The following is a 12334-nucleotide window of genomic DNA, read 5'->3' as shown; positions in this document are numbered from 1 at the left end:
CTATCCTTGCACCCGACGCCGAACGCCTGAGAACGCGATGCCCGAGATCCTGGTCCTGTACTACAGCCGCGGCGGCTCGGTCGCGCGGCTGGCGCGGCAGATCGCGCGCGGCATCGGCGAGGTCGAGGGCATGAGCGCGCGCCTGCGCAGCGTGCCGCCGGTGGCCGCCGTCACCCGGCAGAGCGCGCCGCCGGTGCCGGAGGAAGGCGCCCCGTACGTCGAGTCCCGGGACCTGGTCGAATGCGTCGGCCTGGCGCTGGGCAGCCCGACCCGCTTCGGCAACATGGCCGCCCCGCTCAAGCACTGGATCGATGGCCTTGGCGCGGAGTGGGCCAGCGGGACCCTGGTCGGCAAGCCCGCGGTGGTGTTCACCTCGACCGCTTCGATGCACGGCGGCCAGGAGGCGACCCTGCTGACGATGCAGGTGCCGCTGCTGCATCACGGCTGCGTGCTGCTGGGCATCCCGTACACCGAATCGCTGCTCACCAGCACGCGCAGCGGCGGCACGCCGTACGGCGCCAGCCACGTCGCCGGTAACGACGACGACCCGCAGCTCAGCGACGAGGAAGCACAACTGGCACGCGCGCTCGGGCGCCGGCTCGCGACCCTCGCGCGGAAGCTCGCCGCATGATGCGCCGCTCCGATCGCTGGCTGGCTGCCGCGCTGCTGGCGCTGGCCGCGCTGTACGCAGCGTGGTTTCGCAACGACGCGCACGTGCTGGCGGCGCTGCTGGTGTTCGCGCTGCCGCCACTGCTGTTGGCGCTTGCGGTGTGGCGCGGCGTCACGAGCGCCGGCTTCTGGGCCGGGGTGTTCGCGCTGGGCTGGTTCGCCCACGCAGTGATGATCGCGTGGGCCAGGCCCGCGGCGCTGCTGCCGGCATCGCTGGCCATCGTGCTGTCGGTGGGCATCGTGGTCGCCGGCAGCCTGCCGGGGCTGCGTGCGCGGTTCGGTGGGAAGCGCGAGCGCTGAAGACCGCCGCCGCCCGTTGTCCACCGGTGCGCCTCACCACACGTTGCGTTGCTTCGTCGTTTCCGCGACCGCAAGAATCCTTTTCGACCTCATCTCATGTAGGCGGTTGGCCACGGCAGGCCTTGGGGGGCACTACCTCGGGCGATGCCGATGCTGATTGTGCGAACCCCTGCGCATCTAATTCCCCGATATTCTTAGCATTCGGCCTTCTTACGAATAGCTGAGCGCCAATCCTGCGCCGAACACTTCCGCTTACACATAATCGCCGATCAAGTCGCGGAAATAGCTGGTAAGGACCACGCGCCCGCGGTAAAGCTTGCCGAAGCGATGCGGAGCGATGGACGCGGTGTGCAACGGTGCTTTTGGGCGAAGTTGATCGGCTACAGACTGCACGCGGCGGCGACAAGCGCGGGCGGCGCCGAAGCTGCAACAGCAGCTCGAACGCATCACCCGCCTGCCAAGGCCCAGCAGCGCTTCGTCATGCAAATGATCGGTACCGTGCTGCAGCAGCAACAGGCCAGCCGCTAAACAAGAAGCCCTCCGGCAAGGTCGGGGCTTCGGGTGCCTCAAGGCGGGTCCGCCCTACGAGATCTACGCATCGTCGCTTACCCGCCGTATGGCCGTCAGGCTGGACACTGCGAGTCCGAGTAATGCAGCGCCCATATGGCGGGCTGACGAGTCCCAGTTGCCAAGGACCTGGCTGAGCGACGCCCCGAGCAATAGTGGGGCAATCCAATCAATCGCCTCTACCAAAAGAAATGCGGCGAACGCGTGTCGAAAGCGATTTTTGCGAATTGGCCTAAGGAATAGGCAATACAAAGTGGAGCTACTCACAAAAATCCCAACCATTGATGCAGTACCAGTGCCTAGGGAAGAACCAACGACAAAAGCCGCAAAGAATATCAAGGCCGACCAAGTAAGAGTGCGCTTCCAACTCATGAGAAGTCCCACCTGAATTCTGCGAGCTGCGTTCCTGACAACCGCGACAACAGCAGCTGCTAAGAAGAAGCCCCGCACTTGGTAGGGCTTCTGACGTTACTTTCGATTCGCGGAATAGATCCAATACCCAATGTATCCGATCACACCGAGAAGAATACCAACCCAGTAAAGCCAGCCTGTTTCAAGCGCCTGCCTTGAGAACATCGGCAAATCATTTCTGCTCGCAGTTCGGTATAGCCTGTTTAGGAATGTCAATGTGAGTAAACAAACAGCGACAGCGACAGCAGCCAGTTTCTCTTTACGTGAAGCCACTACCTGCACTCCAAAGAACATCCAGCTGTTTTCACTGTATCAGCAATGGTGTTAGCGGCACCGTACAGACCCGCAGCCTTACCTAGGCATTTGTAGCCCGCTTCCTTCGCAGCATCTCCGATGGCCTTCTCAGCCGCCATCTCATGCGCGTTGAATATGAATTCCCCTGCACTTGATCCAATGAACTCATTCACTCCGCACTTGAGAACACAGCTTCCAATTCGCACGCTTGCGTTTCCGGTGTACTCAGGAAGCCCTCTGAACGTATTGAACCAACCTTCAAATGCGTCACGACTCCCCGCCAAACCAAGCGAGCCGTTCTCTGGGCTGCCGCCCATCTGGTTCTGAACCCAGTCATTCGTTCTTGACTGTAAGCCAAGTGGGTCAATCCACATGATCGGATTCCCCCCGACATAGGCATAGGTGTTTACTCCACCCGCCAGCCCGATCGGATCCGACTGGAGGTACCTGCCCTTGCTGGGGTCGTAGTCTCGGAAGTAGTTGTAGTGAAAGCCGGTTTCCGCGTCGTAATACTGTCCCGGGAAGCGCAGATTGAGCGTTAGCTGCGTGCTATCGCCATCAGGGTCGCTGTCAACTGCGGCTATTCCGAACGGATCATACATTGCCGCCCAGACAACGGTGCCGCCCTGATCGGTTACCCGCAGCGGTGTGCCGAGCGCGTCCGTATGGACGTACTTGTAGTCGCGCGGCGCCGAATCCGCCTTGGTCAGCACATAGCGGACGGCATCCATCCGGATCGTGAAGTTCGTCGCATCGACCGGACCCACGACAGGATACCGGCCGCCCTCACGAAGGTGATGATTGCCGAGGGAGAGCCAGGCGCCCGCACGTAAATTGCTCCCACCACAGGTGTAGGTAGACTCCCCCTCAAAAATGTAGCACTGATCGCCGGACCTCCAAGCCCATTTGACGTAGACGTCGTAATAGCCTGAATAAGGAGGCTCCCACGGCCACTCCAATCGAAACGCAGTTGAGTCGGTGCACTCGAGGTAATTTCCTTCGACTGCTTTCCGGGATTTCAAGCTTGAGCAGTACGGCAGCGCCGGTACCGGATTATCGATGATCTGATCAACAGCCACCGGCTCCACGGGAGAAGTGGGCGCGCCGAGCAGGGCGATCGGCGCTCCATCCAGGTAGACGTATTCCTGGGTGACGCTGCCTCCCGGTAGCGATTCGGCCAGCAGCTCACCGGAAAGGCCGTATACGAACAGTGTATCGCCGTGGGGCGTGCTTTTGATCGTCCGCTGGCCGAGCGCGTTATAGCGATAGCCGCCGAACAGGGTGACAGGGTCCTGCAGGTCAGTGACCCCTAGCAGACGGTTCTTGGCGGTATGTATCAGATCCCGTCCGCTGCCGTCGGCGGCTTGGCGCTGGACCTCGTTGCCGTTGGCATCCAGCGCGTACGCCCACTGCGTATCGGCCAGCAGGCGGTTGGATTGGTCCTGGTAGGTATAGAACCTCGTCAGCCCGTCCACGGTCACGGAAGTGCGGTTGCCAACCGGATCGTAGTCGTAGTCGCGCGAGCCGAACCCGCCGGTAGCCACCTCCAGACGACCCAGCAGGTCGAAGGCAAAAGTTTGCGCGTCGCCGTTGACCGTCCGCCGTACCGGATTGCTGTCGCCGTCGTAAACGTCGTAGGTCACGGACGAGCGGCCGCCGGCGTCGAATGACATCGGGCGGTACTGCAGGTCGTACTCTCTATTTTCAACCAGGCCGCTTCCGTAGATCCAGCGTGTGGCCGGCCCGAACGGGAGGCGAAGAATATCCCGCGCTATGAAGTACGTGCTGCCGCCATCGGTGACCGTTATATCTGTGACTTGTCCAACACTGTTGCGGAGATAGCTCACCCGACGTCGCGACGGGTAAGTCAGCGCCACGATATTGTCGGCTGCGTCGTACTCATACGCGAGCGACCCGGAGTTCGTTCTCTGGGTGGCGATGCGACCGGATGCGTCGTACTCATACTCGACAAACTCGCCTATGCCATTGGTGATACTGCACACACGGCCAAGCCCGTGTGCGCAGTCGTCGTACAAATAGAGCTCGTCATCGGCGGTACCCAGGCGATCCACTTCCAGCAGGCGGTTGCCGGCATCGAATGCGTATGACGTGACTTCACCCAGCGCATTGGTGGACTGGACCACATTTCCGGCCGAGTCGCTGGCAAAATGCGTCACGCCGGTATCCGGGCTGTCCAAGCGCAGTCTGTTTCCGAGATCGTCGTAGACCTCTAACGTGCTGGCTCCGTTGGCGTCGGTGACACTCGTCAGCCGATCCTCGACGTCGTAGCCGAACGTAGTCGGAAGTTGTCCGGGTTGGAGAACCTGCGTCAGACGCCTGAGATCATCGTAGCTGTACCGGGTGACCTGACCGCGTCCGCCGATGTCGCTTGAGCGCGTTCCATCCGGATGCGTCTGCGTACTGGAACTGTTGTATGGGTTGATCAGCGACTCGATACGACCGTATGCATCGAAGATGCGCTCGATCCATCGGCGCTCCGGACCGACGAAGCCGGCGATATAACTGTCCCGGATTCGGTTTCCGGCACGGTCGTACGAAAATCGGATGTAACCCGCATCGGGTGACGAAATACTGACGATGTCACCGGCTGCATTGTAGTCGAACCGAGCAGTTGAGTCGGGATTGACGCCATCGCTAAAGCTGATCGCAGTGACCCAGCGCCGATCGCTATAGGTCCACGAGGTCGTTCGTAATACACCCGGCCCGGTCTCCGTCACCGACTCGAGCAGGTCCGAACCAGGGTAATAGCTGTAGGCAAGGCGGCCGCCGCTAGGCATGTCCTCGGCCGCAACCTGACCCGTCGCCGTGTAGGTGACGTTGTTGCGCAACGCTATGCCATTGGCATCGATCACGCGGAGCAGCCGTCGGCTTTGCGGGTCGTACTCGAAACGCGTAACGTCCACGACATCCGAACGCGGCCCATCGATGGCCGAAACCTGCCCGAACGGTCCGTTATGTTCAATATCCATCGTGCGTGATACAGCGGTACCATCCGGTCGGTAGCCACTCAAGACTTGCCGGGTCATATTGCCCGCATAGTCGTAAAACATCTCTGTGGTCTTGTATCGACCGGAAGCGACAGAGGGCTGGATTATGAAAATCGGCTTGTTTAGAAAGCGCGGGTCATAAGCATATTCAGCGTGGCGCGGCGCATCCGTTCCGGCAGCTTCGACCACTGATCCGTACTGCCCGTGGTCGTCGTAATTGCCATATTGCGTCGTGCGGCCGAAAGCCGTTCGACTGACCACGTTCATCTCTTCGTCGCGTTCGATCACGGAATCCGCTAAACCGCAGGACGCAAAACCGGGGCCGACCACAGCATCGACGAAGCCACGGCCATTAATGACTAATGCCTGATAGGTACTTTCATTGCCGAGCGCGTCGGTGACAGTTCGCTCGTCAGTGACGTCGTTGTAAACGATATCGTAGCGCTCCAGCCCGCCAGTCAGGTAATTGGCCGTCACGCGATCGGATGTATCGAACTCCCACGTAACATATCGGTCCAAACTGTTGGGCGCCTCGTTACGTCCGATGCTGATTCCGGTCAACAAATAGGGGTTGTGATGGGCCTCGTAGTGGTAGGTGTGGTAAATGCCATCCGGGCGCACCACCTGCAGCAGGTTGGCGTAACCGTTGTACCGATACCTCCAGGTGCGGCCGGCATGATCGGTGACTGCTTCCAACTGCCGAGTCGTTCTCTCGTAGTCGAAAGTCAATGACTCGCCGGTGTTTGCGGTGACTTCCGTGAGCAAACCCTTGGTGTTCCATGTCGAGGAAAGCGTGCGTCCATCCGCATCGGCGATAGTCATCCAGCGGCCACTGGAATCATAAGTTTCCGTAACATTGTCTTCATTCACATATTGCCAGCCGGTTTCTTGGGCCTTCAATGTGCCATGAAAGTAGGGTCGAGCCGACTGATAGCTCCCTCCCACCAGCGTGAACGGGATGACGCGACCATCCGGCCTCCGCACTCGCGTGGGCGCCCCCCCGACGGCTGCCGGCAATACTTCCCGGTCGAAGGTCGTCGTCCAGTAATTTCGCATCAGCCGTGATTTCGAGCCCAATGCGTTGTACGACCGGACAAACTCCAGTGGAGACAGCCCGGTTCGCGCGTAATCGACCTCCTGCTGGAAGCTGTTCCCTATTCCGACGCTGACTGGGTCGGCGACGGTACATTCTTCCTCGCCATTGCCTTCCTCGTCATCGGTATTGTCCGGCGGCTCGCGTCGCTCCACCGCTGTGACTCGGAACCCCGGTGAGAGCAGCGTCGCGTCTTCCGATGAAACATCGACCGTGTAATCGCCAGTTTTGTTGCCGGAACGGAACATGACAGAGACCAGCCCTGTGCTGTCCGGGTCATCGCTGGCAGGCAATGTTGCCGCGCCCACGCTCCTGTGGGGACCGCTGACTGTGAAATTGAAAGAGTTGGTGCTGTCGCGCTGTGGATCCACGGGGAAGCTGACACGCTCACCCCGGAAGTCCCGGAGGCCGACGACCAGCGGTGCCTGCGCCTGCTGATCGGTCAAGGTTACCTGCCCGTTTCCGGACTCGATCTCCAGGGTTCCCGGCATCACGGTTGCCGCGTCATTTGGGAGCGGACCGTAAGTTGTTGACCGATAGAAGGTGTATTCGCCTGCGGGATGAGCTGGATATCGCCAGGTTGTATACAGTGTTCCCGCCGACCAACAAACTTCATCGCCAGCGAACGTCCCGCCATAGTCGAAGTACCAGTTTTCAGGGCATCTGTCGTCGAATTCATAGTCGCTGCCGAGGTTAGCTCCGTCCGTCCACCATCGCACGCTGTAACGTGGAGTCTCACCATCGAGATTGACTCGATAGCCCATTCCGTAGTCGGTGGATGCCATGACATTGCCAGCGATGCTGCACGGTGACCACGATACCCAGTCCGAGTAGGTGCGCACCAAACATGGCAGGATGTCGTCTTCCGTGGGTATCTCAGCAGCGCCCGCGGAAAGGAGCTCCTGGCTCGAAGCCATCGGTATGAATTTAATGATCGCGCCGTCGGAACGTTCGACTGTTGTCTGGGTGCTGATAAATCTCGGCTTTAAATTCGGTTCACCGGCATGCGCGACCTGCGCTCCCGTAACCACTCCAGCGATCAACAGCCCGCTAGCAACAATGAATCGCAACATGAGCCCGCCCCTTGATAGTCATCCATGAGAGTCATAGCAGGCATGCCCGGGCGCGGTCGGACGACCGTTGCACGCACGGTTTGCGTCGCCTGGTTGCAGAGCCTCCCCGATTGCAACCTAGGGCGGCCTCGGGCCACGTGCAAGCGAATGCCGGCGGCGGGCTGATAAGAGCGCCTTACTCCGATTGCTCGGTACGATTGGACGCAGCGGCGAGGTAGGCTGGTGACAGAAGTTCTGTACAAGATGACGCTAGAATCACTAACGGGTTAGTCGCGCGGACTTCTGACAGCCGCCGTGCCAAGTAGACAAGGAGAGTCAAGTGTTTGCGATGTCCTCACGTATCCGCCGCGCCCGCGGCATGGCGAACTTGACTCAGACGAGTCTCGCTCTGCGCGTCGGGGTCAAACGCAGCGCCGTTGCGCAATGGGAGTGCACCGCTGGCACCGCTCCTAGCACTCGCCACCTTGCCCAAGTAGCAGTTGCTACCAATGTCTGCTTCGATTGGCTCGCTACTGGTCGCGGACAGCATTGCCATCAGGGCGATAAATTTGATCTAGCGGTCACCGTCCATGATTTTGCCCAGAACGAGCAGGAAAGCAGAGTTCTGGAGTTGATTCGGCGCCTATCGCCGAAGAAGCAGGAGACGGCCTGCGCAATTCTTGAATTGCTATCCAAATAGACGCCTGCCCTGATCGTAAGCGGATGAGTAGTCTGCTCAGAGCGCGGCACTCGGATGTTCAGCCACGCGGTGAGGGTGGCCTAGGCGCTTTCCGCGGAGCTGCTGCGTGCATCGCTGGCCATCGTGCTGTCGGTGGGCATCGTGGTCGCCGGCAGCCTGCCGGGGCTGCGTGCGCGGTTCGGTGGGAAGCGCAACCCGCCCCTGTAGGAGCGGCTTCCGCCGCGATCTGGAGTCGGCATCGGCGACCTGCCGATCGATCGCGGCTGAAGCCGCTCCTACAGGCCGCAGATGCCGCAGCACCGCGGCGGCGGCGGGGACGTGGGTCGTATAATCCGCCGACTCCTCCGCATCGCGACGCCCCATGGACCAGCTCTGCATCGTCACCACCGGCGGCACGATCGACAAGATCTACTTCGACGACAAGTCGGACTACCAGATCGGCGAGCCGCAGATCGGGCGCATTCTCGACGAGCTCGGGGTGGCGTTCCGCTACAGCGTCGTCCCGATCCTGCGCAAGGATTCGCTGCACATCACCGATGAGGACCGCGAGCTGCTGCGCGCGACCGTGGCCGCGCAGCCGGCGCGGCATGTGCTGGTGACCCACGGCACCGATTCGATGGTCGCGACCGCCCGGGTGCTGTCGCAGGTGCAGGACAAGACCATCGTGCTGACCGGTGCGCTCAACCCGGCGCGTTTCCGCGGCTCCGATGCCGAGTTCAACATCGGCACCGCGGTCGGCGCGGTGCAGTCGCTGCCGGCCGGGGTCTACATCGCGATGAACGGGCGCATCTGGGATCCGGCCCGGGTGCGCAAGAACGTCGCCGCCAACCGCTTCGAGGCGCTGGGCTGAGGGAGTAAGTCCGGCGGCTGCGCCGCCGCAGGAGTCGCTCGCTCCGCTGGCTGTGAGGGGCGTGAGTAGAGACAGCAGCAAAAGCTCTGCAACCGTCGTTGTGTCTGCTCACAGGCGGCGCAGCCGTCGACTTTGCTCCTCGCAGCGAGCGCAACGAGCGACTTCCGCCGCACAAAAAAGAACCCCGGCCGAAGCCGGGGTCCTGGGACACGGTGCCGTCGCCGTGGATTACGGCTTCTTCAGCCAGAAGTCGTAGCTGCCGCTGCCGGAGTAGGACTCGATCTTCCAGTAGTAGTAGCCGGCGGTGCCGCTGTAGCTGATCGACTCGCTGGAGCCGGAGTTGAGCGAGGTGGCCACCTGGCTCCAGCTGCTGCCGTTCCACTTGTACAGCCGGAGGTCGAAGTCGGTCCCGGACGGGCCTTCCAGCCAGCCCTGGTGGCTGCCGGACGATCCGCTGTAGTAGTAGGTGCCGTCCGGCTCGATCTCCGAATCGCCGCTGCCGGTGAGAGACCCGGTGTACTGGGTGCAACCGGTGCATGGCGCGCCGCTAGACTCGGCGTAGTCGCCGGTCAGGCTGACGCCGGAGAAGCTGGAGTACGCATCCACCCGAACGTACCAGGTGCCCGCCGCGGGGCTGGCGAAGTCGCAGCGCTCCTCGTTGCCGCTCTTGTACGGCCGGCAGTCGTAGGAGCTGTCGGTCGGTGCGCTGCCGTACTTCACGTACAGATCGGCATCGCCGGTGCCGCCGCTGATCACGAAGCTCAGGTCGGTGGCGCCGGAGGGCACCTCCAGGGTGTAGCTCAGCGAATTGCCGGTGGAGGCCGACAGGTTGGTTTCGGTCACCCCCTTGGTCAGAGTGCCGCCGCCGCCACCGCCACCACCGCTCGCGTCGACCGCGGCACGTGCGTCGACGATGCCGTCGCCGATGTCCTTGTCGATGCTGGTCGGAAATGCGCGCAGCGTGCTCTTGAGCGTCGACTCGATGTCGGCCGGGGTCAGCGCACCGCCGGCAGTGGCCTGCATCAGCGCGGCCACGCCGGCGACGTGCGGCGACGCCATCGAGGTGCCCGACATCAGGCTGTAGCTTTCGGTCGACGGCGTGGTGCTGCCGCTGTTGACGGTCGAGGCGATGTCGCTGCCCGGCGCGGCGACGTCGATCAGGCTGCCGTAGTTGGAGAAGCTCGAGCGGCCGCCCTGGCGCGTGGTCGAGGCCACCGCGATGACGTTGTTGCAGCTGGCCGGGGTGAAGTTGGCGGTGTCCGCGTTGGAGTTGCCGGCCGCGACCACGACCGTGGTGCCACGGTTGACCGCGGCGTTGATCGCGTTCTGGTAGGTGCTCGAGCAGGTGCCGGAGCCGCCGAGGCTCATGTTGATGATCTCGGCCGGGTTGGCATTGGCCGGCACGCCGGAGACGCTGCCGCCCGACGCCCAGGTGATGCCGTCGACGATATCGGAGGTGAAGCCGCCGCACTTGCCGAGCACGCGCACCGGCACGACCTTGGCCCCGTAGGCGACGCCGGCCACACCCTTGGCGTTGTTGGTGACCGCCGCGACCGTGCCGGTCACGTGGGTGCCGTGCCAGCTGGAGTTGCTCGCCGGGCTGCCGCTGTAGCATTCATCGGCGGCGGCCCAGTCGCCCTGGTCCTGCGGGTTGCTGTCACGGCCGTTGCCGTCGCGCGCCTTGCCCGCATCGCTGATGAAGTCGTAGCCCGCCGCGATATTGGCGTCCAGGTCGCTGTGGGCGGTGATTCCGGTATCCAGCACCGCCACCACCACACCGTTGCCGTTGCTCACGTCCCAGGCCTGATCGGCGCGGATCCCGCCGGTGGCTTCGTGGTAGTGCCACTGGTACCCGGCGTAATGCGTGTCGTTGGGCGTCAGTGCCGGCTGCATCAGCTGGTCGACCTCGACGTACTCGACGTTCGGATCGGCGGCGAGCTGGCGCATCAAGGTTTCGGCCTCGGCGCGATCGAGCTTGCGGTTGCTGCGCACCACCTCGGCGCCGGTGGCGATGCGGCGCAGGTGCTGCAGGCCGAGCGCCCGGCCGCTGCGGGCTGCGGCGGCTGCATTGTTCAGCGCGCGCTCGAGCGCGGCGGTACTGGCGTGCTCGCTGCTGCCATCGCGGTACTTGACGATGAACCGGTCGTGGGTCGGCGCGGACTGCAGGCCGCTCATGTTGACGCGGTCATTGGCCCAGGTAGGAGCGGACAGCAGCGCCATCGTGGTGGCGGCCGCGAGCGCGCGTACGCGCAGGCGACGCGAATAGGACTGAGACATATCTGATTGAACCCCCGAAGATTGGACGAGACGCCGTGCATCGGGACCGCGCAAGTGGATACCTGCTCGACATCCCGATCCGACGACGCCAGAAACTGACGCATGACGTCAGCAAACCCACGCTATCGGTCCGTTCAGGGTCGATTCAAGCTGCAGTCGCAGCATTTAACGGCATGCTTTTGTGACGGAGGTCGCGGTTAGGCCGATCAAGCACAATCCGAGCGCCTCGACCTATGCCAATGGTCATGTCCCGCGCTGGTCGGCAGGCGCGTCAGTGCCTATCTGGCGAGCGTCGATCGCTCGGTACTACACCGCCGGCCGCGCTGCGCTGCGCGCTGTTTCTCCGGCAGCCGCATCGCTGCGGGTGGTAGGGCGCCACCCGCCTCGCCATGACCGAAGTCATGTGCATCAGCGGCATGCACGGGGGCTGAGCGTGCCGGCCGTCAGGCGCAGGCCGGCGCAGTTGCTTGTCGAGAGTGCTGCCCGGCCCGCTACAGCATGCCGGTCTCGAGGCGTGCGGCCTCGGACATCATCGTGCGGTTCCACGGCGGGTCGAACACCAGCTCGACATCGGCCTCGCTGACGGTGGGGATCATCTCGATCTTGTCGCGCACGTCGTCGACCAGGATGTCGCCCATGCCGCAGGCGGGGGCGGTCAGGGTCATGCGCACCTCGACCAGCCGGCTGCCATCGTCGGCCGGCTTCACCACGGCCTCGTAGACCAGGCCCAGATCGACCACGTTGATCGGAATCTCCGGATCGAAGCAGGTGCGCAACTGCTTCCACACCATCTGCTCGACGGTGTCGTCGTCGGCGCCTTCGGGCAACTGCAGCGGCTGCGGCGGCTCCTTGCCGATCGCATCGGCGTCGTGGCCGGCGATGCGGAACAAGTTGCCCTCGACAAACACGGTGTAGCTGCCGCCGAGCGCCTGGGTGACGTAGCCGACGCTGCCGGCGGGCAAGTTGACGGCCTCGCCCTGCGGCACCAGGACGGCGGCGCAATCGCGCTCGAAACGGACAGGTTCGCTGCTGCGGGAGTACATACCGGGATACGCCAAAGAGGTGTCGAGAAGATTGGGGTGCCGGGCGCTGGCACAAGGCCGGCCATTCTAC

Annotated in this window: 7 protein-coding genes and 1 pseudogene; 4 read left to right on the top strand and 4 right to left on the bottom strand. The window is 62.7% G+C overall.

Translation table 11 applies throughout. From position 1 onward, the window contains the following. The first annotated feature begins 37 nt into the window (after positions 1-37). Both wrbA and ACJQWM_RS05440 read left to right on the top strand, forming a co-directional pair. Positions 38-631, top strand: a complete 594-nt coding sequence (gene wrbA / locus ACJQWM_RS05445; RefSeq protein WP_332702458.1) for an NAD(P)H:quinone oxidoreductase — start codon at positions 38-40, stop codon at positions 629-631. Next, positions 628-969: a DUF2069 domain-containing protein gene (locus ACJQWM_RS05440; protein WP_332702460.1), complete on the top strand. Its 342-nt coding sequence runs from the start codon at positions 628-630 to the stop codon at positions 967-969. The genes wrbA and ACJQWM_RS05440 overlap by 4 nt, the downstream gene beginning before the upstream one ends. Positions 970-1221: 252 nt before the next feature. Here the strand turns inward: ACJQWM_RS05440 and ACJQWM_RS05435 are convergent, their stop codons facing one another. Beyond that, positions 1222-1482: a hypothetical protein gene (locus tag ACJQWM_RS05435; RefSeq protein WP_332702462.1), complete on the bottom strand. Its 261-nt coding sequence runs from the start codon at positions 1480-1482 to the stop codon at positions 1222-1224. Between the two features lie 737 nt (positions 1483-2219). Further along, positions 2220-7415 (bottom strand): RHS repeat-associated core domain-containing protein, encoded by a 5196-nt coding sequence (locus ACJQWM_RS05430; protein WP_332702464.1) that lies wholly within the window; start codon positions 7413-7415, stop codon positions 2220-2222. 328 nt (positions 7416-7743) lie between these two features. Between ACJQWM_RS05430 and ACJQWM_RS05425 the strand changes: the two genes are divergently transcribed. Together ACJQWM_RS05425 and ACJQWM_RS05420 are read left to right on the top strand one after the other, a co-directional pair. Next, positions 7744-8094, top strand: coding sequence for a helix-turn-helix transcriptional regulator (locus tag ACJQWM_RS05425; RefSeq protein WP_332702573.1), 351 nt, complete (start codon positions 7744-7746; stop codon positions 8092-8094). A 361-nt stretch (positions 8095-8455) separates the two neighbouring features. Then, positions 8456-8944 carry an asparaginase domain-containing protein gene (locus tag ACJQWM_RS05420; RefSeq protein WP_332702466.1) on the top strand — a complete coding sequence of 163 codons (489 nt, stop codon included), beginning with the start codon at positions 8456-8458 and terminating at the stop codon, positions 8942-8944. A gap of 558 nt (positions 8945-9502) precedes the next feature. Here ACJQWM_RS05420 and ACJQWM_RS05415 read toward each other — a convergent pair. Together ACJQWM_RS05415 and sufT are read right to left on the bottom strand one after the other, a co-directional pair. After that, positions 9503-11221: pseudogene (locus tag ACJQWM_RS05415) on the bottom strand (S8 family peptidase); the annotation flags it as partial. Between the two features lie 491 nt (positions 11222-11712). Further along, entirely contained in the window at positions 11713-12264 is a 552-nt protein-coding gene (gene sufT, locus ACJQWM_RS05410; RefSeq protein WP_332702468.1) for a putative Fe-S cluster assembly protein SufT, read from the bottom strand. Positions 12265-12334 lie beyond the last annotated feature (70 nt).

Origin of the sequence: Novilysobacter longmucuonensis (assembly GCF_046600735.1) — a bacterium.
GTDB lineage: Bacteria > Pseudomonadota > Gammaproteobacteria > Xanthomonadales > Xanthomonadaceae > Novilysobacter_A > Novilysobacter_A longmucuonensis.
This window is presented reverse-complemented; position numbering and strand designations above follow the sequence as displayed.